Origin of the sequence: Methylobacterium sp. GXS13 (genome assembly GCF_001455965.1) — a bacterium.
GTDB lineage: Bacteria > Pseudomonadota > Alphaproteobacteria > Rhizobiales > Beijerinckiaceae > Methylobacterium.
Genome location: NZ_LKKO01000047.1, coordinates 156533 through 178575 on the forward strand (window position 1 = coordinate 156533; position 22043 = coordinate 178575).

16 protein-coding genes are annotated in these 22043 nt (G+C 68.2%); 10 read left to right on the top strand and 6 right to left on the bottom strand.

Translation table 11 applies throughout. The features are described 5' to 3' along the window. Positions 1-65 precede the first annotated feature (65 nt). The gene (locus AO398_RS17755; protein WP_058193425.1) at positions 66-983 is read right to left on the bottom strand and encodes a zinc ABC transporter substrate-binding protein; all 918 of its coding nucleotides are present in this window, start codon (positions 981-983) and stop codon (positions 66-68) included. Positions 984-1148: 165 nt separating this feature from the next. Between AO398_RS17755 and AO398_RS17760 the strand changes: the two genes are divergently transcribed. From AO398_RS17760 to AO398_RS17790, 7 genes are all read left to right on the top strand, one after another. Then, positions 1149-1670 carry a Spy/CpxP family protein refolding chaperone gene (locus AO398_RS17760; RefSeq protein WP_058193495.1) on the top strand — a complete coding sequence of 174 codons (522 nt, stop codon included), beginning with the start codon at positions 1149-1151 and terminating at the stop codon, positions 1668-1670. A gap of 112 nt (positions 1671-1782) precedes the next feature. Further along, positions 1783-3543 (top strand): ABC transporter ATP-binding protein, encoded by a 1761-nt coding sequence (locus AO398_RS17765; protein WP_058193426.1) that lies wholly within the window; start codon positions 1783-1785, stop codon positions 3541-3543. A 103-nt stretch (positions 3544-3646) separates the two neighbouring features. Beyond that, positions 3647-4750, top strand: a complete 1104-nt coding sequence (locus AO398_RS17770; protein WP_058193427.1) for a branched-chain amino acid aminotransferase — start codon at positions 3647-3649, stop codon at positions 4748-4750. Between the two features lie 258 nt (positions 4751-5008). Beyond that, positions 5009-6796, top strand: a complete 1788-nt coding sequence (locus tag AO398_RS17775) for a hypothetical protein (RefSeq protein ID WP_058193428.1) — start codon at positions 5009-5011, stop codon at positions 6794-6796. A 156-nt stretch (positions 6797-6952) separates the two neighbouring features. Next, positions 6953-8239, top strand: a complete 1287-nt coding sequence (oxlT, locus tag AO398_RS17780; RefSeq protein WP_058193429.1) for an oxalate/formate MFS antiporter — start codon at positions 6953-6955, stop codon at positions 8237-8239. A 91-nt stretch (positions 8240-8330) separates the two neighbouring features. Next, positions 8331-10076, top strand: a complete 1746-nt coding sequence (oxc, locus tag AO398_RS17785; protein WP_058193496.1) for an oxalyl-CoA decarboxylase — start codon at positions 8331-8333, stop codon at positions 10074-10076. Between the two features lie 354 nt (positions 10077-10430). Beyond that, on the top strand, positions 10431-12002 hold the full coding sequence (locus AO398_RS17790) for an ABC transporter substrate-binding protein (RefSeq protein ID WP_058193430.1): 1572 nt from the start codon (positions 10431-10433) through the stop codon (positions 12000-12002). Between the two features lie 9 nt (positions 12003-12011). On the opposite strand, the gene AO398_RS17795 is transcribed toward AO398_RS17790, so the two are convergent. From AO398_RS17795 to AO398_RS17805, 3 genes are all read right to left on the bottom strand, one after another. Further along, positions 12012-13181, bottom strand: coding sequence for an HPP family protein (locus AO398_RS17795; RefSeq protein WP_058193431.1), 1170 nt, complete (start codon positions 13179-13181; stop codon positions 12012-12014). An 82-nt stretch (positions 13182-13263) separates the two neighbouring features. Next, positions 13264-14514 carry a formyl-CoA transferase gene (gene frc / locus AO398_RS17800; RefSeq protein WP_058193432.1) on the bottom strand — a complete coding sequence of 417 codons (1251 nt, stop codon included), beginning with the start codon at positions 14512-14514 and terminating at the stop codon, positions 13264-13266. A gap of 53 nt (positions 14515-14567) precedes the next feature. Continuing rightward, positions 14568-15029, bottom strand: a complete 462-nt coding sequence (locus AO398_RS17805) for a PAS domain S-box protein (protein WP_082643325.1) — start codon at positions 15027-15029, stop codon at positions 14568-14570. Positions 15030-15537: 508 nt separating this feature from the next. Here AO398_RS17805 and AO398_RS17810 point away from each other — a divergent pair. Beyond that, positions 15538-16191 carry an ABC transporter ATP-binding protein gene (locus AO398_RS17810; RefSeq protein WP_058193434.1) on the top strand — a complete coding sequence of 218 codons (654 nt, stop codon included), beginning with the start codon at positions 15538-15540 and terminating at the stop codon, positions 16189-16191. 130 nt (positions 16192-16321) lie between these two features. Next, a complete protein-coding gene (locus AO398_RS17815; protein ID WP_058193435.1) occupies positions 16322-17563 on the top strand; it encodes a hypothetical protein in 1242 nt (413 codons plus the stop codon). A gap of 11 nt (positions 17564-17574) precedes the next feature. On the opposite strand, the gene AO398_RS17820 is transcribed toward AO398_RS17815, so the two are convergent. After that, complete coding sequence (locus AO398_RS17820; protein ID WP_058193436.1) at positions 17575-18144, bottom strand: hypothetical protein; 570 nt, start codon at positions 18142-18144, stop codon at positions 17575-17577. Between the two features lie 166 nt (positions 18145-18310). On the opposite strand from AO398_RS17820, the gene flhA reads away from it, so the two are divergent. Further along, positions 18311-20473, top strand: a complete 2163-nt coding sequence (gene flhA, locus AO398_RS17825; RefSeq protein WP_058193437.1) for a flagellar biosynthesis protein FlhA — start codon at positions 18311-18313, stop codon at positions 20471-20473. 316 nt (positions 20474-20789) lie between these two features. Here the strand turns inward: flhA and AO398_RS17830 are convergent, their stop codons facing one another. Next, positions 20790-21851 (bottom strand): lysylphosphatidylglycerol synthase domain-containing protein, encoded by a 1062-nt coding sequence (locus tag AO398_RS17830; RefSeq protein WP_058193438.1) that lies wholly within the window; start codon positions 21849-21851, stop codon positions 20790-20792. Positions 21852-22043 lie beyond the last annotated feature (192 nt).

A 22043-nucleotide genomic window follows, 5' to 3' on the forward strand; every position in this document is an offset into this window, starting at 1 on the left:
GGATCGCTCACGCTCCAGTTGCACTGCTGCGGCACACTGGGCTGCAGAACCGCATTTATGGCGGTTCAGCCCGGAGCCAGCGCCGCATCGAACGCCCGGAGATTCGAGCGCATCATGTCGAGATAGGTCGCGGCTGGCCCATCCGGCCCCGACAGGGCGTCCGAATAGACCTTGCCGCCGATCCGGGCGCCCCCCTCCCGGGCGATCTGCGCCATCTGACGCGGATCGCTGATGTTCTCCAGGAATACCGCCGGTACCTTCTCCCGGCGGATCTGCCGGATGATCGCCGCGACATCCCGCGGGCTGGCCTCGCTGTCGGTGGAAACGCCCTGGGGCGCGATGAAGCGCACGCCATAGGCGGCGGCGAAGTAGCCGAAGGCGTCGTGGGTGGTAATGATCCGGCGGTTCTCCGGGGGGATCTTTTCCACCGCCTGGCGCACGGCCTGATCGAGGGCGTCGAGCTGCGCCGTGTAGGCCTCGGCCGCGGCCCGATAGGCCTCCGCGTGAGCCGGATCGACCTTCGCCAAGGCGTCGCGGATGTTGGCGACGTAGATCCGCACGTTGGCCACGCTTTGCCAGGCATGGGGGTCGACAGCGTGGTCGTGGTCGTGGCCGCTGTCGGTATGGGCGTGGTCGTTCACGGCGGCGATCGTCGGCACACCCGCGGAGGCGACGATGACCGGCGCCCGGGTCCCCGAGGCCCGGATCAGCCTGTCGAGCCAACCTTCGAGCCCGAGGCCGTTGACGAACACGATGTCGGCCACGGCGAGTTTCTTGGCGTCGGCCGGGGACGGGCTGAAGCCGTGCGCATCCGAATCCGGGCCGACCAGGGTGGTCACCGCCACGTGCGGTCCGCCGACCGCCCGCACGAGATCGCCCAGGATCGAGAAGCTCGCCACCGCTCGGATTGTGGCGCCGTCCGGTGCGGCCCGGGCCGGCACGCACAGGCCAAGTCCCAGGACAAGCCATCCGAACCACGCCATCCGAACTGTCCCGCGCACGAATCGTCCTCCCACGCTCCAGCGTCGCGGCACCGGTAGTGTAACAGTGTTACATACACAAGCGGGATACACGGCCGGCGCCTCATCGGCACCGTGGGTCGCTGCCGGGTCACCGCGGCGGCGGCCGAGCGTGAGATGGAGCATGCCATGTCCCAACGTTTGAGAGCGGCCATTCTCGTCACCGGTGTCCTCGGCCTTGGTCTCGTCGGCCACGCCGTCGAGCATGGCGGCGGCCCCGATGGCGTCCGCGGGCACGGGCGCTGGAGCGCGCTGACCCCCGAGGATCGGGCCGCCTTCGCGGATGCCCGCATCGCCGGCCTGCATGCCGGCCTGAAGCTGAATGCCGACCAGGAGAAGCTGTGGCCCCCGGTCGAGGCCGCGCTGCGCGACATGGTCAAGCTGCGCCAGCAGCGCCGTGAGGCGATGCGCGACCGTCCGAAGATGTCCGACGACGCGCCGGCCGCCCTGCGGGCCATGGCGGATGCGACGACCGCCCGGGGCGAGGCCCTGCGCAAGCTCGCCGACGCCTCGCAGCCGCTCTACGCCAGCCTCGACGAGGGCCAGAAGCGGCGCGCGATGATCCTGGCGCGCCCGATGGGCGGCCATCGCCACGACGGCTGGCATCACCGCCGGGACGACGAGCACGGCCCCGGCGGCGGCGACCGCTGAGAGCGGACGACGGGAGCAAAAAACTTGATCCGCGGCGGCGGCGGCTGCAAACCGCTGCCGCCGCGCATTCTGCCCCAGGGAGCCCGGTGATAGGACCCAACCGGTAAGCTCCATGGCGCGCCTCCCCGGCGACACCTTCCCACTCCTCGTCCGCCTGTGGCGCACCTGGCTCTATCCCCATCGCGGGACGCTCGCCGTGGTGCTGGTGCTGATCGCCCTCGTGGGCGGCTCGACCGGGCTGTACCCGGCGTTGATCAAGGCCGCCTTCGACGCTTTCGACCGCAAGGATGCGGCGGCCATCGCCTACGGGCCGCTGGTGGTGATCGTGGTCACGGCCTTGCGCGGCTTCTCGCTCTTCGGCCAGACGGTGCTGACCAACCGGGTCGTCACCCGGGTCGAAGCCGACATGCAGGCGGCGCTCTACGGCCATCTGATCGAATCCGACCTGGCGCAGCTCGGCCGCGAGAGCCCGGCGGCGCTGACCCAGCGTTTCACCACCGATTTCGCCTTCATCAAGGAGGCGCTGACCCGCATCTCCACGGTGCTGCTGCGCGACATCGCCATGCTGATCGGGCTGGTCGCGGCGCTGATCTGGATGGACCCGGTCCTGACGCTCGTCGCCGGCCTCACGGTGCCCTTCGTGGCCGGGCCGATCGGGCGGATCGGCAAGAAGCTCCGGCGGGTCTCGACCACCACTCAGGAGCAGATGGGTGCCACCGCCAGCCTGATCTCCGAGAGCCTGCAGGGCGCCCGGGTCGCCAAGACCTACGCCATGGAGGGTTACCTCAAGGGGCGAGCCGCCGAAGCTCTCGACGAGGTGCGCCGCGTGAAGATGAAGGCCGCCAATGCCCGTGGCCGCCTGGACCCGCTGCTCGAAGTCGGCGGGGGGATCGCGGTGGCCGGCGTCCTCGTCCTGGTGGGCCAGCGGGTGCTGGCCGGCGAGCGGACGGTGGGCGACTTCACCGGCTACGTCGCGGCCCTGCTGCTCGCCGCCCAGCCGGCCCGGGCTTTGGGCAACCTCAATGCCATCCTGCAGGAGGCGGCAGCGGCGCTCCGGCGCTACTTCGACGTGATGGACGAGGCGCCGCAGATTCGCCAGGCGCCCGATGCGACGCCGCTCACGGTCACGGCCGGGGAGATCCGGTTCGACGGCGTGCAGTTCCGCTACCGCCCCGACGCTCCGGCCCTGGAGGGGATCGATCTCATAGTCCCCGCCGGCGCCGCCACCGCACTCGTCGGGCGCTCGGGCTCGGGAAAGTCCTCGCTGCTCAACCTTGTGCCGCGGCTCTACGACGTCACCGCCGGCCGGGTGACGATTGACGGGCAGGACGTACGCGCGGTGACCCTGTCCTCGCTCCGCGCGGCGGTCGCAGTCGTCTCGCAGGAGGTGGTCCTGTTCGACGACACGGTGGCGGCCAATATCGGCTTCGGCCGCCCCGGGGCGAAGCCGTCCGAGATCGAGGCTGCGGCCCGCGCCGCGGCCGCCCACGATTTCGTGACCGCCCTGCCGGAGGGCTACGCGTTCCGGGTCGGCCCGGCCGGCAACCGCCTTTCCGGCGGCGAGCGGCAGCGGATCGCGCTGGCCCGGGCCTTCCTGAAGGATGCGCCGATCCTGCTCCTCGACGAGGCGACCTCGGCCCTCGACTCCGAGTCCGAACGCCTTGTCCAAGAGGCGCTGACCCGGCTGATGCGCGGCCGAACCACCCTGGTGATCGCCCATCGCCTCTCGACGGTCCGGGAGGCCGACCGGATCGCCGTGATGGAAGCCGGCCGCGTCATCGAGACCGGCCGCCATGACGATCTGGTCGCGGCCGGCGGCGCCTATGCCCGCCTGCACCGGATGCAATTGTCGGAGCCGGCGCCGGCTGGGTAAGTCGACACCCGCACACGCGGCCGACACGGCAAATCCGGCGCATGAGTCATGCGCACGCTCCGTAGATTCGCCCGCCGGAGCGCGGCATAAGAACAGCGAGTCTATGAGGACCCCTACCGTGAGCGACCTGACGTTCGACACCCACGCCCATCCCGCCCGCCGGACCAGTGCCGAGCGGGCCGCCCTGATGGAGAATCCGGGCTTCGGCAAGGTGTTCACCGACCACATGGTGGTGGCGAAGTACTCGGCTGGCCGCGGCTGGCACGATGCGCGAATCCAGGCGCGCGAGGCCATCCCGCTCGATCCCGCCGCCGCGGTGCTGCACTATGCGCAGGAGATCTTCGAGGGGCTCAAGGCCTATCGCACCGCCGATGGCGGCGCAGCCCTGTTCCGCCCCGATGCCAATGCCCGCCGCTTCCGGCTCTCGGCCGAGCGCATGGCGATGGCGCCGTTCCCCGAGGATGCCTTCGTCGAGGCCATGCACAAGCTCGTGCAGATCGACCGCGAGTGGATCCCCGACACGCCCGACGGCAGCCTGTATCTGCGCCCGTTCATGATCGCCAACGAGGCGTTCCTCGGCGTCAAGCCGGCCTCGGAATACCTGTTCATCACCATCGCGTCGGCGGTGGGCTCGTACTTCAAGGACCCGACCGGCACGGTCACGGTCTGGCTTTCCGAGCACTTCACCCGCGCGGCGCCGGGCGGCACCGGGGCCGCCAAGTGCGGCGGCAACTACGCGGCGAGTCTCGCCGCGCAGGCCGAGGCCACGCGCCAGGGCTGTGAGCAGGTTGTGTTTCTCGACGCGGCCGAGCGCCGCTACATCGAGGAGCTTGGTGGCATGAACGTCTTCTTCGTGTTCGAGGACGGTTCGCTGCAAACCCCGCCGCTCTCCGAAAGCATCCTGCCCGGCATCACCCGCGATTCGGTGATCACCCTGGCCCGGGAAGCCGGCCTCACCGTCAAGGAAGAACCCTACACGATCGACGCCTGGCGCGCCGACGTCCGCGCCGGCCGGCTCACCGAGGCCTTCGCGTGCGGGACTGCCGCGGTGATCACCCCGATCGGCACCGTGAAGGGCCGCGAGGACAACTTCACCATCGGCAACGCAGTGGCGGGCCCGGTGGCGCGTCGGCTGCGGGGCATGCTGGTGGATATCCAACGCGGCACGACCCAGGACTCGCACGGCTGGTTCCAGAAGGTCTTTTAGGGTTTTAGCGCGACGGAGAGCGGGGTCGGTTTGCCCTGTTCTCGCTCCGGATTGCCGCGCATCACCCTCCCCCCCCCTCTGCGGGGGAGGGTGGCGCCCGAAGGGGAACGGGCCGGCACGAGATCCTGCAAGAGGGGAGCGCCGCTTCCGGAAAGAACGCGCCAAAGGTGAAGTCCTGAACCGTCGCGCGGCCCCTCTCCCGACCCCTGCTGACGCAGGGGCCACCCTCCCCCGCAGAGGGGGGAGGGAGACGCGCGGATGACGGAAGCTGCAGCCAGCATTCCGGAAATGGCCGCCGGACCCTGGAATCCCGGCGTTCAGTCCGACCTGCCGAGCGCCTTCACGCCGCTGATCACCGTCTACCGGCCCGAGCACGTCGAGACGCCCGTGCGCGATGCGCTCGAGCTGAGCGACCTGTGCGGCCTGCCGGCCCGCCAGCTCACCCGGATCCGGCCCGGTCGCCTCGTCGTCCACGAGGTGCTGATCCGGGTCATGTCCGACCTGTCCGTGCCGGTGGGTGCGGTCTACGCCGATCTCGGGGTCAATTTCCGGTCGATCGTCTCCGCCATCCTGCGCGAAGGTGTCGAGCCCCGGCTCGGCGAGGTCGAAGCCGCCCTCGCGGTGGTTCGGGACGAGGCCGATACGGTGCTTCAGCGCGAGATCGCCGCGATCTTCGATGATCCGCCCTCCCCGCCGACACCGGAGCCCGGCTGGCTCGACCGGCTGCTCGGACGACGTCGGCCAGCACCCAGCCCGTCACCACGGCAGGATCCCGCGAGCCGGGCGCTGGGCCATCTCAATGGCTGGCACCAGCGGGCGGTGCAGGCCGGCGATGGCCTGGAGATCGCCGCCTGCGAGGCCCTGCGCAACGTCGTGTCCGGGATCCTCGCCCGGCAGAACACCCTGATCCGCGATCCGGTGCTGCTGCGAAGCATCGCCGGGACCCTGGTCTCGAACGGCTACGGCAGCCGCCGCATCGGCGAGTTGATCGAGCCCTGGATCGCCGCCGTGGTCGAGGCCCGGGGCTACCGGCGACTCGCGCCGCAGGCCCATCCGGTGGTGATGAACGTGAAGGGCGCCTCCGCCTCCGGCAAGAGCACGATCCGCCCCTACCAGCTCGGGCTGGCCCGACGCCTCGGGATGGCTTGGTCCGACTTCGCGGTGATCACCCCGGACGTCTGGCGCAAGTTCCTGCTCGACTACGACAGCCTCGGCCCGGCGACCCGGTATGCCGGCACGCTCACGGGCTACGAGGTCGAGATGATCGACATGAAGCTCGACCGCTACGTCACCCGCAAGGCAGCCGAGCGGCGGATCTCGAACCTGCTGATCGACCGCTTCCGGTTCGACAGCTTCCAGGCCGAGGCCGGCTCGGATGGCGGCGGGCAGCTGCTGACCCGGTTCGGCGAACGGGTCTACATGCAGTTCATGGTCACGCCGCCGGCCGACACGGTGGAGCGCGCCTACAAGCGCGGCGAACAGTTCGGCCGGTTCAAGGCGGTCGAGGACCTGCTGGCCCACAACGTCGAAGCCTATACCGGCATGCCGCGGCTGTTCTTCAACTGGGCCCTCGCCCGGGACAAGCAGGTCGTGTGCGAGTTCCTGGACAACAGCGTCCCGCAGGGGGAGCGCCCGCGGACTATCGCGTTCGGAGCCGGTGGCGTCCTGAACATCCTCGACGTGAAGGGGCTGATCGACATCGATCGCTTCCGCAAGGTCGACATCTTCGCCCGGAGTGCGGACGCCGTGTTCCGCGGGGTCGACCTCGCGGCCAGCGCCAACACGAGCTTTCTCTGCGCCTGCCTGCGCAGGATGGACGCGGTCCGGTTCGCCCACGCCGAGACCGGGCGCGTGTTCCTGCGCCTCGATCGTGGTCGTGTCACCGGCCTCGACCGCCGGAACCTGGCGCAAGCCGGCACCGATCCGGACTGGGACGCGGCCCGGGCGGTGATCGGTATTCCCGCCGACACGACCGGGATACCGAACCTCGATGAGACGCTTGTCCCAGCAAACGAGCCGACGCTCGGCACCTGGGGCCCGGCCTGACCGCACCTGTCGGATGGAACAATATTTCCTGCCCTGACAGCAACTCAATGCCGTATCGGACTGGTATATTGCATGCCTGAGCCGAATATGCTTGATCAGGCCCGGACGCCAGACGCGCCAGCTCAAGGACGCGCCGCCCACCAGAGAGGCTCAGGGATGGAACGCCAGGATTCGCCGTCGGCGAAATGGTGGCAGCTCGCCTTCGGGGTGATCTGCATGGCCATGATCGCCAACCTGCAATACGGCTGGACGCTGTTCGTCGATCCCATCGATCAACGCTACCACTGGGGGCGGGCGGCGATCCAGCTCGCCTTCACGTTGTTCGTCGCCACCGAGACCTGGCTGGTGCCGGTGGAAGCCTGGTTCGTCGATCGCTACGGCCCGAGCCTCGTGGTCGCGTTCGGCGGCGTGATGATCGCTCTGGCCTGGACGATCGACGCCTACGCGGACAGCCTCGCGCTCCTCTATCTCGGCGCAGTGGTGGGGGGTATCGGCGCCGGCTCGGTCTACGGGACATGCGTCGGCAACGCGCTGAAGTGGTTCCCCCACCGCCGCGGACTGGCCGCCGGCGCCACCGCCGCCGGCTTCGGCGCGGGCGCGGCGATCACGGTCGTGCCGATCGCCCGCACGATCGCCACCAGCGGCTACCAGGACGCCTTCCTGTATTTCGGCATCGGCCAGGGCGTGGTGGTGCTCGCCCTCTCGTTCCTGCTGCGCAAGCCGACGACCATAGCCCCGATGCAGCGCAAGAGCCTGCGCCTGCCCCAGACGAAGGTCGACCGCAGCCCCCGCGAGGCGGTGCGGACGCCGGTCTTCTGGGTGATGTATGCGATGTTCGTCATGGTCGCGTCAGGCGGCCTGATGGCGGCGGCACAGATCGCGCCGATCGCCCAGGATTTCCACGTGGCCGGCGTGCCTGTCAGCCTGTTCGGCCTTCAGATGGCAGCGCTGACCCTGGCGATCTCCCTCGACCGGATCTTCGACGGCTTCGGCCGGCCGTTCTTCGGCTACGTCTCCGACCATATCGGCCGCGAGAACACCATGTTCATCGCCTTCTCGACCGCAGCCTTGGCGGTGATCGTGCTCCTGACTTACGGCCATCACCCGATGGTGTTCGTGTTCGCCACCGCCGTCTATTTCGGGGTCTTCGGCGAGATCTACTCGCTGTTCCCGGCGACCTGCGGGGACACGTTTGGCTCAAAATACGCCGCCAGCAACGCCGGCCTGCTCTACACCGCCAAGGGCACCGCCGCCTTCCTCGTGCCGTTCGCCAGCCTCCTGTCGGCGGCCTATGGCTGGTCGGCGGTGTTCTCGCTGATCATCGGGCTCAACGTCGCCGCCGCCGCGCTCGCGATCTTCCTGCTGCGGCCGCTGCGCGCACGCTATCTCGCCGAGGGCGAGCATCCCGCGGCGCTTGCCGCCCAACCGATCCGGGCGGTCTGAGCCGCCCGAGACCCGAACGAGATCGATGGCCCGGAGCCTGCACCGAGCCGCGACGCCAGTACCGAAACCGATGGTCGGGGAGATTTCGCGAATGACCGCTCTGGCAAAGATCGTCCAAGCCGCACCCGAGATCCAGGCCGAGCCGGATCTCACCGACGGCTTCCACCTCGTCATCGACGCGCTGAAGCTCAACGGAATCGAGACGATCTACGGCGTCCCAGGCATCCCGATCACCGATCTCGGCCGCATGGCGCAGGCGGCGGGCATGCGGGTCGTGTCGTTCCGGCACGAGCAGCATGCCGGCAATGCCGCGGCGATCGCGGGCTTCCTCACCAAGAAGCCGGGCATCTGCCTCACGGTCTCGGCGCCAGGCTTCCTGAACGGCCTCACTGCGCTGGCCAACGCCACCACCAATTGCTTCCCGATGATCCTGATCTCGGGCTCGTCCGAGCGCGAGATCGTCGATCTCCAGCAGGGCGATTACGAGGAGATGGACCAGCTCGCCATCGCCAGGCCCCTGTGCAAGGCGGCCTTCCGGGTGCTGCACGCCGCCGATATCGGCATCGGCGTCGCCCGGGCGATCCGCGCGGCCTGCTCAGGCCGTCCCGGCGGCGTCTATCTCGACCTGCCGGCCAAGCTCTTTTCCCAGGTGATGGGGGCCGAGGCCGGCCGGACATCGCTGGTGAAGGTGATCGATCCGGCCCCGGCCCAGCGCCCCGCCCCCGACGCCATCGCCCGGGCCCTCGACGTGCTGAAATCCGCCCGCCGGCCGCTGATCGTGCTGGGCAAGGGCGCCGCCTACGCCCAGGCGGACGAGGCGATCCGCAGCCTCGTGGAGACCAGCGGCATCCCGTACGTGCCGATGAGCATGGCCAAGGGCCTGCTGCCCGACACGCACCCGCTCTCGGCCGGCGCCGCGCGTTCGACGGCGCTGAAGGATTCGGACGTGGTGCTGCTGATCGGCGCCCGGCTCAACTGGCTGCTGTCGCATGGCAAGGGCAAGAGCTGGGGCGAGCCCGGCTCGACCAAGTTCATCCAGATCGACATCGAGCCGCGCGAGATGGATTCGAACGTCGAGATCGTGGCCCCGGTGGTCGGCGACATCGCCTCCTGCGTCCAGGCGCTGCTCGACGGCATGGGTCAAGGCTGGCAGCAGCCCCCGGCCGACTGGATCGACACGCTCAAGACCAAGCGCGAGGCGAACATCGCCAAGATGGCGCCCAAGCTCATGAGCAACGCCTCGCCCATGACCTTCCACGCGGCGCTCGGCGCCCTGCGGACCATCGTGAAGGAGCGGCCCGACGCGATTCTGGTCAACGAGGGCGCCAACACCCTCGACCTCGCCCGGGGGATCATCGACATGTACCAGCCGCGCAAGCGCCTGGATGTCGGCACCTGGGGCATCATGGGCATCGGCATGGGCTTCGCGGTCGCCGCCGCGATCGAGACCGGCAAGCCGGTCCTGTGCGTGGAGGGTGACAGCGCCTTCGGCTTCTCGGGCATGGAGGTCGAGACGATCTGCCGGTACGGGCTGCCGATCTGCATCGTCGTGTTCAACAACAACGGCATCTATCGCGGTACCGATTCCGACCCGACCGGGCGCGACCCGGCCACCACGGTGTTCGTCAAGGATTCCCGCTACGACAAGATGATGGAGGCGTTCGGCGGCGACGGCTACCACGTCACCTCGCCGGACGAGCTGACCCGGGCGGTCAACGCTGCGATGGATTCCGGCCGGCCGGCGCTGGTCAACGCAGTGATAGATCCCGCCGCCGGCAGCGAGAGCGGCAATATCGGCAGCCTCAACCCGCAGAGCGGGATCAAGAAGAAGGCGTGAGGTGGGCGGGACAGGGTCCCTCTCAAGGACACGGGCGTCTCTCTCCCCCCTCTGCGGGGGAGGGTGGGCCGGCCGTCAGGCCGGGTCGGGAGAGGGGAACCCGGGTTCAGGAAAGGGCGCGACCGGCATGACGGGCGACGCCCTGTCCTGCATCGTCGCTCCCCTCTCCCGACCCGCTTCGCGGGCGACCCTCCCCCGCAGAGGGGGGAGGGATATGCGGGTGGGCCGGGCCATAGCGCTCATCTGTCGGCAAAGTAATGTTTTTAGCCTGCACATGAGAAACGACCGCCCGCCCCTCCCCGTGGCCCGCCTCGTGCTAAGCTTCGGCGATACTCACCGCAAAGGTGCGCCGACATGCTGACCAGACGATCCTTCGTGGCCCTGTCGGGTGCTGCGCTCGCCGCCCCGGCGCTCGCGCAGGGCGCGTCCTCGCGTGTGCTCAAGTTCATCCCGCAGGCCGACCTGACGGTGCTAGACCCGATCTGGACGACCGCCTACGTCACCCGCAACCACGGGCTCGCGGTGTTCGACACCCTGTACGGGACCGACGCCAGCTACGCCGCGCAGCCGCAGATGGTCGCCGGCCACGTCGTCGAGGAGGACGGCAAGCTGTGGCGCATGACGCTGCGGCCGGGGCTGGTCTTCCACGACGGCACGCCGGTGCTCGCCCGCGACTGCGTCGCCAGCATCGGCCGCTGGGCCAAGCGCGACCCGATGGGTCAGACGCTGATGGCCTACACGGATGAGCTCTCAGCCCCCGACGACCGAACCATTCAGTTCCGCCTGAAAAAGCCCTTCCCGCTCCTGCCGGACGCGCTGGGCAAGGTCGGCTCGCCGATCTGCGCGATCATGCCGGAGCGGCTCGCCAAGACCGATGCGTTCACGCAAGTCACCGAGATGGTCGGCAGCGGCCCGTTCCGGTTCAAGGCCGACGAGCGGATGGTCGGCGCCCGGGTCGTCTACGAGCGCTTCGACAAGTACGTCCCGCGCGAGGGCGGCGAGCCGCAATGGACCTCGGGCCCCAAGCGCGCCTTCCTCGACCGGGTCGAGTGGCACGTCATCCCCGATCAGGCCACCGCCGCCTCGGCGATGCAGACCGGCGAGATGGATTGGTGGGAGCAGCCGCCCGCCGACCTCGTGCCGACGCTCGGCAGCCTGAAGACGTCGATCAAAGACCCGACCGGACTGATCGGCTGCCTGCGGATGAACCAGCTGCTGCCGCCCTTCGACAACCCGGCGATCCGGCAGGTGCTGCTCAAGGTGGTCGATCAGACCGACTTCATGCAGGCGGTGACCGGCGACGACCCAAAGCTGCGGCACGTGCCGACCGGCTTCTTCTGCCCCGGCCTGCCGATGGCGAGCGAGGCCGGCCTCGACGTCCTGACAAGCAAGCGCGACTTCGATGCTGCCAAGAAGGCGTTGGCCGCCGCCGGCTACAAGGGCGAGAAGGTTGTGCTGATGGGCGCCTCCGACTTCCCAAGCCTGAAGGCCCTGGCCGACGTGGCGGCCGACATGCTGACCCGCGCCGGGTTCAACGTCGACTATCAGGTCATGGATTGGGGCTCGGTGGTCCAGCGGCGGGCTAAGCGCGATCCGATCGCCCAGGGGGGCTGGAGCATCTTCTGCACCTTCTGGGCCGGGCTCGACCAGGCCAATCCGGCGGTCAGCGCGTTCCTGCGGGGAACCGGGCCCGATGCGCCGGTGGGCTGGCCGACGAGCCCGAAGCTCGAGGCGCTGCGCCAGGAGTGGCTCGACGCGCCCGACACCGCAGAACGCAAGACGCTGGCGGACGCCATGCAGAAACAGGCCTTCGCGGACGTGCCCTACCTGCCGCTCGGGCAGTACTTCAACCAGACCTCGTACAAGCCCTCGGTGACCGGGGTGCTCAACGGCGTACCGGTGTTCTGGAACGTCAAGAAGAGCTGAACCGAACCCTCAGGCAGGCATGGTTTCCGACCGCGTGCCTGCTCGCTCGGCGCTGCCGGCATCGGCCATCAGCGCCGGGATCAGATCGGTCTGCGAGACGATCCCAACGAGGCGGCCGTCCGGGTCGACGACCGGCAGGTGGTGTAGGGCTGCCTCCGACATCCGCAGCACCAGCTCAGCCAGAGGCGTGTCCGGGGTGACAGGTTCGACCGCCGTCATGATGTCGGCGACGCAGCCATGGGGCGCCCGCCCGCGCTCCACGGTCAGCCGCAAGCGGCGGCCAAAGCCGAGCCGCGGGCCGCTCCGGTCCCAGGCGGCCTTGTCGAGCAGATCGGTCTGCGTGACGATCCCGAGCACCCGGGCGCGCTCGTCCGTGACCGGCAGGGCCTTGATCCGGTGGCGGCGCAGCAGCCGCAAAGCCTCCGCCAGAGAATCGTGGGGCGCGAGCCCGATCACGTCCCGGGACATGATCGACGCGCAGGTGGTCTGCCCCGGGCGACGTCCGTAGACGCGCATCTGCACGCGCCGCAGAATCTGCTCCAGATCGCTGCGGTCGACATCGAGCAGCTGGTCGAAATCTTCCAGCGCGGCGTCCAGATCGGAGGTCAGGAAGCCGAGTCGGTCGGCCGGGGCCGGGTCGTCGGTGCGCGGGCCGGCTGGGCGCAGATGCGGATAGGCGCGGCCCGTGAGATTGTTGAACAGCAGGGCCGCACTCAGCAGCAGCAGCGAATTGGCCGCCACCGGCCAGAGCACGAAGCCGTAGCCGAGCTCCCGGATCGCCGGGCCGCCCAGAACCGCCGTGAGCGCCACTGCCCCGCTCGGCGGATGTAGGCAGCGCAGGGCCATCATCAGGGCGATCGCCAACCCGATGGCCACGGACGCCGCCGCGAACGGGTCCGGCACCCAGATCGCGGCCGTGACGCCGATCCGGGCGGCGACGAGATTGCCGCCGAGGATCGACCAGGGCTGTGCCAAGGGACTGGCCGGCACCGCGAAGAGCAGCACCGCCGAAGCGCCCATCGGGGCGATCAGGACCGGGGCCGCCTCGGGCCCGATCGCGGCGCGGCAGACCAGGCCGGTGGCGAGGACCCCGAGCAGCGCGCCGCCGGCCGAACACAGACGCTCACGCGTGCTGACCGGCGTCAGCTCGGGAAGGAGGCGGCTGAGCAAGGAACGCATCGGGTCCGGATCCCGCGGACGAAGCGGGACGGCGCAGCGCGCGCAATCCCGCTTCGGAATAGCAGAGGTCGGGAGCCGCTTATCAGACCGCGCGGGCCTCGTGCATCGCCTGGATCTGCGCGGGGCTGTAGCCCAGGCCGGTCAGGACCTCGTCGGTATGCTCACCCAGAAGCGGCGAGGCCTTCACCTCGACGGTCATGTCGGAGAACTTGATCGGGCTCCCGACGGTCAGGTAGCTGCCGAGCTTCGGATGCGGCACCTCGACCACGGTGCCGCTGGCGCGCAGCGACTTGTCCTCGGCGATCTCCTTCATGGACAGGACCGGCGCGCACGGAATGTCGTAGGTGCGCAGGATGTCGACCGCCTCGAACTTGGTCTTGTCGGCCAGCCATTCCTCGATGGTCTTGAAGATGTCGAAGATCTTGTCCTGCCGGGCCCGCGGCGTGTTGTAGGCGGCGTCGGTGATCCACTCCTCGCGGCCGAGCACCTTGCAGATCGGCGCCCAGGCGTGGCCCTGGATCGTGAAGTAGATGTAGGCGTTCGGGTCGGTCTCCCAGCCCTTGCATTTGAGCACCCAGCCGGGCTGGCCGCCGCCGCCGGCATTGCCGCCGCGCGGGACCACGTCCGAGAACTCCCCGTGGGGGTATTGCGGATATTCCTCAAGGTAGCCCAGCGCGTCGAGGCGCTGCTGGTCGCGCAGCTTCACCCGGCAGAGGTTGATCACCGAATCCTGCATCGAGACGGCGACCTTCTGGCCGGTGCCGGTCTTGTTCTTCTGGTGGAGCGCTGTGAGGATGCCGATGGCGAGGTGCATGCCTGTGTTGGAATCACCGAGCGCGGCGGCGCTGACGGTGGGCGGGCCGTCCCAGAAGCCGGTGGTCGAGGCGGCGCCGCCGGCGCATTGGGCGACGTTCTCGTAGACCTTCAGATCCTCGTAATGGTGCCCGTCGGAGAAGCCCTTCACGGAGGCCAGAATCATCCCGGGATTGAGCGCCTGGATTCGGGCCCAGGAGAAGCCCATCCGGTCGAGCGCCCCGGGGCCGAAATTCTCGACCATCACGTCGCAATCCTGGATCAACTTTTCCAGGACCTCCTTTCCGGCCTGGGTCTTGGTGTCCAGCGTCAGCGAGCGCTTGTTGGAATTGAGCATCGTGAAGTAGAGCGCGTCCGCATCCTCGACGTGGCGCAGTTGCGTGCGGGTGACGTCGCCCGCACCCGGCCGCTCGACCTTGATCACGTCGGCGCCAAACCACGCGAGCAATTGCGTGCAGGCGGGACCGGCCTGGACGTGGGTGAAGTCGATGATCTTGATCCCATCCAACGGCTTGCTCATCTGGCGTTCTCCCTTGCACGGTGAGGCTTGCGGTCTTCGGACGGTCCCGGTCGTCAGGATCCGTTCGGAAGGGCTTCGAGCTCGGCCACGCGCTGGCGCAGGCGCTTCTCCTCGATCCAGCGCTCGGTCTCGTCGCGGATCACCGCGACGATGCCGGTCACCCGGTCCGACGCGTCCCGGATCATTCCGACCGTGAAGGCGATGGAGAGCTGGTGACCGTCCTTGTGGATCGCGGGAACCCGCAGGGTCTCCGCCCCGTAGCGCGTGACACCCGTCCGCATGATCTTGGCGTAGCCGTCCCAGTGACGGCGCCGGTGCCGCTCCGGGGTGATCAGGTCGAGGGTTTGACCGAGGGCGTCCGCGGCGGTGAAGCCGAAGATCCGCTCGGCGGCCGGGTTCCAGACGGTGATCGCGCCGTCCGGATCTGCCACCACCATGGCGTCGCCGATGGCGGCGACGAAGCTCGCGAGATCGTCCGCAGCTGGGCGGTCGCGTACTCTGTCAGCGCCCGCCACGGATCGCCCCGCCCGCGCTCCGACACTTTGTAGGTGAGCGAAGATGCCTGCGAGAGCGAACGAAGCTCGAATCCATCATCGCGGCCTCCTTGGGGCCTACGGCGCTAAAGTTCCGGTTTCTCCAAAACTTGTCGTCGCTCACGCCCTGCTTGTTGGTATCTGGTATGCCAAATACCGCGATCGGTCAACTAGGCGATCCGAAAACGGCACTTTGATGCAAGATTTCGTTTCGACCGCCTGAGGTGATCACAGTTCGGAGCTGGCGTCCGATCAGCCCGCCTCGTCATCGTGCGTGCAGTGATGGACGCAGCGATTCGTGGCCGATGGGGCCCGCGCTGCACTCGCAATGTCGGTCCTGCTGCCGACCTTCCGGCGGGCCTCTAAGCGGGTCCGCAAGTGAACGGCGGGGGTGCCGGCCTTCTCAGATTCGCCGCTTTCCAGGGGCAGGAGCCGCGCAGCCAGACAGCACGGGCCGGCATTTCGGCAATCCGCCCTGGAGACCACCCCGGTGATCCGTTTCGAGAAAGTCAGCAAGGTCTACCGCACCGACGGCCACAAGCGGACGATCCTGGAACAGGTGTCGTTCACCCTGAAGCCCGGCGTTTCCTACGGGATCCTCGGCATCAACGGCGCCGGCAAGTCGACCACGATGCGGCTCATCGCCGGCACGGAGGACCCGACCCGGGGCAAGATCCACCGTGGCCTGCGGATCTCCTGGCCGCTGGGTTTCGCCGGCGGCTTCCATCCGAAGATGACCGGCCGCGACAACGTCATGTTCGTCGCCCGCATCTACGGCGAGGATCCACGTCGCGTGCTCGACTTCGTCGAGGATTTCTCCGAACTCGGCAGCTACCTCGACGTGCCGATCTACACCTATTCGTCCGGTATGGGCGCCCGGCTCGCCTTCGGCATGAGCATGGCCATCCCGTTCGATTGCTACCTCATCGACGAGATCACCTCGGTGGGTGACGCCCGCTTCTCCAAGCGCTGCGATGAGGTGTTCTCTCAGCGGCGCAAGAACGCCGACATCATCATGGTCTCGCACTCGATGGAGACGATCCGCCAATGGTGCACGCAGGGCCTCGTCCTGCTCAACGGGCGCGCGATCATCTACGAGGACGTGAACGACGCGATCGAGGTCTATCGGCGCCTTAACGCCTAAGGGATCGCCCCGACGCGGACATGCTTTTGCCGCCTCCCCGTGCGAGAGGCGTCCCACGCGAGCGTTTCGGCGCGGTCGAGACCCCGTTGCGGGGACGACCGTCGAGGCCGGGGAGGCCGGGGATCACGTCATGAACATGGAGATCCGGAAGGCCGAGGGGCAGCCGCTGACGACCGCGGATCGCCAGCAAGCTGTCACCGAATCATTGCGGCAGATCGCTCGGATGTCGCGGTTCGTGGACCGCAAGAAGGGCATCCGGTCCTACCAGAACCACGTCAAGAACGATCCCTGGATCCCAATCCTGTTCGTCGTCTGCTTCGTGCTGCCGACGCTGGCCGGTGCCTTATATTTCGGTGTCATCGCCTCGGACCGTTACGTCAGCCAGGCGCGGTTCGCGATCCGCCCGGCGCTCGGCGCCGCCGACAAGGGGTCGCCTGACTCGGTTGGAACCTCTTCAGGCGTCCCCAGCCAAATGGTGGCGCAGGACACGCTGATCACCTACGAGTACATCCTCAGCCGGCCCATGCTGGAAACGATCGAAGCGAAGCTTCCGATCCGCGAGTGGTTCAGCCGCGACAGCATCGATTACTTTTCCCGCTTCGATCCCGACAAGCCGATCGAAAAGTTCGTCCGCTATTGGAAGCGGCGGATCGGCGTCGAGGTCGAATCCGGCTCCGGCATCATGTCGCTCACGGTCGAGGCTTTCGACCCCGATGAGTCCCTTGCCATCGCGAAAGCCGTGATGGCGGAGGCCGAGCGGATGGTGAACGACCTCAGCGTAAAGTCGCGCGCGGACGCGGTCGCCGAAAGCACGCGCGAGCTGAGGCTCGCCGAAGAGCGTATGCTGAAGATCCGTTTGGCGACGCGGGACCTGCGCAACCGCGAAGGCGTGCTCGACGCTCAGAAGTCCAACGAGGCGAATCTTAAGGTCATATCCGAGCTGCGGGCGGCCCGGATCAACCTGGCGGTCCAGCTTGCCATCGGCCAGCGCGACCTCGGCCCGGACTCCCGCCGGATCATCGACATCAAGCAGCAGATCAAGGATCTCGACGAGAACATCGCCCGGATCGAGAGGCAATCGGCCAGCCAGGATCCGGAGCAGAAGCGCCTGCTCTCGGACGCCCTGACCCGGTTCGAGGGCCTCGAGAACGATCGCAAGAACGCCGAGAAATACTACCAGCAGGTGCTGACCGCCCATGAGCGGGCTCGCATCATCGCGGCCCGTCAGATCGAGTTCTTCAGCCCGATCGTCGAGCCGGTGAAGGCGGAATCCTCGGTCGAACCGCGGCGGATCCTGATGATCAGCCTGGTCACCGCGGGCGCTGCCGTGCTGTTCGCCACGTCGATGTTCGCCCGGAAGATGATGAACTGAGGCGATCCGGGTCAGCCTCTCGTGGCTGGCCCGCCTGTCCAGCCCTCCGCACGCCAGCCCTCGGCGCGCTCGTCGAGGTCGATCGAGCCGGCGCGGTCGAGGATCGCCATCACCCGGTCGGCTTGGTGGTCTTCCGCCCGGACCGTCACGAGGGTTCCACCGCGGCGCACGCCCTCGGCATAAGTTTCGGCTTCGCCCTCGGTGAGGCCGGCCCCCGTGAGGCCGCCGATCAGGCCGCCCGCCGCCGCGCCAACCCCCGCGCCCGTCGCGGCTGCCACCAGCCAGCCTGCCGCAACCACCGGCCCGAGGCCGGGAATCGCCAGCAAGCCGAGGCCCGCCAGGAGCCCGGCGCCGCCGCCCAGGACCGTGCCGACGGTGGCGCCGGTTCCGGCGGCGTCCACGGGATCGACCACGTCGGGATGAGGATCGCCGAATGGCCGATCTTGGATCGCGGCCGGCTCGGCTCGGTTCGCCAGAATGCTGATGTCCCCGTGGGGGATGCCCGCGGATTCCAACTGGTCGACCACGCCCGTGGCGGTGTCGTACTCGTCGAACAGGGCGGTGAGGACGCGCGCGGCCATGCAGGCTCTTTCGTTCGGTTGTCTGCCGCCCGGACAAGTGGCGAACGCCGTGCGGGTTCCGCCGGCGCCGGCCCGGTTCTTAACGGCACGCTAACCATCCCCTCGGCAGATCTTGCCGAGTGCCCCCCTCGGATCTTCCGAGTCGGGCGGCGATGGATCGGGAACGATGGCGGAGACGGCGAGCGTGCCGGCCAAAGGCGGGTCGATGAGCGGGGCCGCCTCGGTCCTGAGTCAGCTCGCGCTGCCGACCCGCGGCGACCTCCACGCGCTGTCGAAGCGCTCGGACCTCATGTTCGCCACCGGCGTCATGGGCATCCTGGCGGTCCTGATCTTCCCGCTGCCGGCGGTGCTGCTCGACCTGCTGCTGGCGGTGTCGATCATCACCTCGGTGCTGATCATGATGACCGGCCTGTCGATCGACAACCCGCTCGAATTCACCGTCTTCCCGACGCTGCTGCTGATCGCCACGATGCTGCGGCTGGCGCTGAATCTCGCCTCGACACGCCTGATCCTGGGCCACGGCCACGAGGGTACGGCGGCGGCGGGCCACGTCATCGAGGCCTTCGGCAACTTCGTGATGGGTGGCAACTTCGTCATCGGGATCATCGTGTTCGCGATCCTGATCATCGTGAACTTCGTGGTCATCACGAAGGGTTCGGGCCGCATCGCCGAGGTCGCAGCCCGCTTCACCCTCGATGCGATGCCCGGAAAGCAGATGGCGATCGACGCCGATCTTTCCGCGGGCCTGATCGACGAGAAGGTCGCCAAGGCCCGCCGGGCTGCCCTGGAGGAGGAGTCGGCGTTCTTCGGCGCGATGGACGGCGCCTCGAAATTCGTCCGCGGCGACGCGGTGGCGGCGCTGCTGATCACGTTCATCAACGTCGTCGGGGGCATCATCATCGGTGTCGCGCAGCAGGGCCTCAGCTTCGGCGACGCCGCGAAGAGCTACACCCTCCTCACCATCGGCGACGGGCTGGCCAGCCAGGTCCCGGCCCTGATCGTCTCGACGGCGGCCGGCATCCTGGTCTCGAAGGCGGGCGTGCGCGGATCGGCCGACAAGGCGCTCGGCAAGCAGCTCGCGCATTATCCCAAGGCGCTCGGCATGTCGGCGGCCGTGATGTTCCTTATCGCGCTCCTGCCCGGCATGCCGATGCTGCCGTTCCTGCTGCTCGGCGGCGGGGCGGGCTACGCCGCCTGGCGCACCAACAAGACCGCCAACGAGGCGCCCCCGCTCGACGCACAGGGCGTCCCGATGGATGCCAAGGCGGTTGCGGCCGCGGCGACCGCCGCCAAGGAAGAGACGGTCACCGACCTACTCAAGCTCGACGACCTGAAGCTCGAGATGGGCTACGCGCTCCTCGCCTTGGTCAACGGCGAGGGCCAGGACCGACTCACCGACCAGATCAAAGCACTACGCCGACAGCTCGCGGCCGAGCTCGGCTTCGTGATGCCGTCGGTGCGGATCCTCGACAACGTCCAGCTCGACGCCAATTCCTACGTAGTGCGGGTCAAGGAGATCGAGGCCGGCACTGGCCGGATCTTCCCGGGCCAATTCATGGCCATGGACCCGATGGGCGGCCAGGTGCAGCTTCCCGGCCAGCATATGCTCGAGCCGACCTTCGGTCTGCCAGCGACCTGGATCGACGCGTCCCTGCGCGATCAGGCGCAGCTCAAGGGCTACACGGTGGTCGATGCCGCCACCGTGGTCTCGACGCACCTGACCGAGCTGATCAAGGCCCACGTCTCCGAACTCCTCAACCACGTCGAGGTCTCGAAGCTGCTGCGCGAGCTGCCCAAGGAACATGCCGAATTGCTGAAGGAGATCGTGCCCTCGCAGATCTCGACCACCGGCGTGCAGCGGGTGTTGCAGTTCCTGCTGTCCGAGCGGGTCTCGATCCGCGATCTCGGGGCGATCGTGGAAGGCATCGCGGAAGTTGCCGGCGCGGTGAAGAATCCCCGCGACGTGGTCGAGCATGTCCGCGCCCGGCTCGGGCGGCAGATCTGCGCCCAGTACCAGGACCAGAACAGCACCTTGCCGATCATCACCCTGTCGCCGGCTTGGGAGCAGGCCTTCATGGAATCGATCGTCGGCGAGCGCGAGGAGCGCTACCTGGCGATGCAGCCCTCCAAGCTCAGTGAATTCGTTACCGCAGTCCGCGATCGCTTCGAGGCTGCGGCCCGCCAGGGCGAGATGCCGGTGCTGGTGACCTCGGCGCAATCGCGGCCGTTCGTGCGCTCGATCATCGAGCGCTTCCGCCGGGAAACCCCGGTGATGAGCCAAGCCGAGATCCACCCGCGGGCGCGGCTGCGCACGGTGGGATCGATCTGAGGGACGGCGACTGGGCCCCACGCGCTACAGCGCGACGGGCAAGGCGCGTAGCCGAAGACAGGGGAGTTGAGCGGAGGGCGAAGCACTCAGCCGACCATTCCGGGGCGGGTCGGCGAACGCGAGTCCGAAACCGCGGGCTTGGCCGAGACCCATGCCGCGTGCATTTCTGGATTTGGGGCTTTGCGCACGGCGCCGGAAGGCCACGTTGGCTTGTCCGGCAACGGTCCCATGGTCGACGAAAGACGCAGACGCGATCCGCGGCAGGCTTTCAACACCATGCGGGGCGAGTCGGCCTCCTCGGCTCAGATCGTCCGGCTCAGATCGCCTTGTGCTTCAGCTCACGCTCCAGCTCGTGCGCATCGAGCCCGGGCACGACCACCGGCGGTTCCGGCACGGTCGGAGACGTCGTGGCGGGCGTCGCGATGGCCGCGGCGAGCCGGGAGCGCTCGAAGAGTACCACGACGATCACCGAAATCAGGGCGGGGATCCAAAAGTAGAAAATTCGAAAGATGATCACCGCCGCGATGATCGCGTCTTTCTGGGCATCGTCCGTGATGTGCATCGCGGTGATGAACACGATCTCGAACACCCCGAGGCCGCCTGGAGCGTGCGAGGCGAGCGCCACCGAGAACGAGGCGAGGAAGATCGCCAGAACCGGGATGAAGCCGGGGTTCATCGCGTCCGGCAGGGCGAAGTAGATGATGCCGGCGGCACCCAGAAGCTCCAGCGGTGCGGCCAGCAGCTGGCGAGCCATGATCCCGGGCCGGGGATATTCGAGCTTGAACGAGCGAATGTGAAGCGGGCGCAGGTGCAGGATCGAGCCGAGCACATAGAGCGCTACGAAGCCGAGCATGCCGCAGCCGACGATCAGGGCCGTCTTGGGATCGGTGAGGAAGCCAGGAAGCCTTCCTTCGAGGCGGGTCAGCAGATTCGGGTCCACCACCAGGGTGAAACCGCCGAGCAGGACCGTGCCGAGGAAGAACGTGAAGGAGCATAGGGCCACCAGAACCGCGACCTGGGCGGCCGAGAGGCCCTTGGCCGTGTAGGCCCTGTAGCGGACCAAGGCGCCCGAGAAGACCGAGGCGCCAATGTTGTGCGACAGTGCGTAGGTGGTGAAGGAGCAGAGCGAGACGAACAACAGCGAGATGTGATGCACGCCCAGGTGCAGCAGCGCGATCCGATCGTACCAAGCCAGGGCCGCGTAGGCCACGAGGGTCGAGAGGGCCGCCAGCAGGATGCGGTGGGGCGGGATCGCCAGGATCGCGGACCAGATCGCCGAAAGCGAGGTGGTCTTCAACTCTTGATAGAGAAAGTAGCCCGATACGACGACCGCTGCGAGACCGATCAACGGCCAGATGAACTCGCTGAGCTTCTTCATGTAAACCGACGCCCCGGGGAGTGCCCCTGATGCGCCGCCATGCAACGCGCCGCAAGCGGATCGAGGCCATCGCGATCCCCCTTGTCAGGTGATCGTGACGGTTTCGTGCCGCGTTGCCGGCACATCACACACGGATTGGGCGAAATGGCCCTCCGAGAAGGTGCAACGCGTAGGTGCGTAAGCCCCTATCGA

Coding starts and splice junctions, on each gene's coding strand:
- AO398_RS17755 (WP_058193425.1), bottom strand. CDS start 983: ATGGCGTGGTTCGGATGGCTTGTCCTGGGACTTGGCCTGTGCGTGCCG.
- oxc (WP_058193496.1), top strand. CDS start 8,331: ATGACCGCTCTGGCAAAGATCGTCCAAGCCGCACCCGAGATCCAGGCC.
- frc (WP_058193432.1), bottom strand. CDS start 14,514: ATGAGCAAGCCGTTGGATGGGATCAAGATCATCGACTTCACCCACGTC.
- oxlT (WP_058193429.1), top strand. CDS start 6,953: ATGGAACGCCAGGATTCGCCGTCGGCGAAATGGTGGCAGCTCGCCTTC.
- AO398_RS17760 (WP_058193495.1), top strand. CDS start 1,149: ATGTCCCAACGTTTGAGAGCGGCCATTCTCGTCACCGGTGTCCTCGGC.
- AO398_RS17795 (WP_058193431.1), bottom strand. CDS start 13,181: ATGCGTTCCTTGCTCAGCCGCCTCCTTCCCGAGCTGACGCCGGTCAGC.
- AO398_RS17790 (WP_058193430.1), top strand. CDS start 10,431: ATGCTGACCAGACGATCCTTCGTGGCCCTGTCGGGTGCTGCGCTCGCC.
- AO398_RS17775 (WP_058193428.1), top strand. CDS start 5,009: ATGACGGAAGCTGCAGCCAGCATTCCGGAAATGGCCGCCGGACCCTGG.
- AO398_RS17770 (WP_058193427.1), top strand. CDS start 3,647: ATGAGGACCCCTACCGTGAGCGACCTGACGTTCGACACCCACGCCCAT.
- AO398_RS17820 (WP_058193436.1), bottom strand. CDS start 18,144: ATGGCCGCGCGCGTCCTCACCGCCCTGTTCGACGAGTACGACACCGCC.
- AO398_RS17765 (WP_058193426.1), top strand. CDS start 1,783: ATGGCGCGCCTCCCCGGCGACACCTTCCCACTCCTCGTCCGCCTGTGG.
- AO398_RS17815 (WP_058193435.1), top strand. CDS start 16,322: ATGAACATGGAGATCCGGAAGGCCGAGGGGCAGCCGCTGACGACCGCG.
- AO398_RS17830 (WP_058193438.1), bottom strand. CDS start 21,851: ATGAAGAAGCTCAGCGAGTTCATCTGGCCGTTGATCGGTCTCGCAGCG.
- flhA (WP_058193437.1), top strand. CDS start 18,311: ATGGCGGAGACGGCGAGCGTGCCGGCCAAAGGCGGGTCGATGAGCGGG.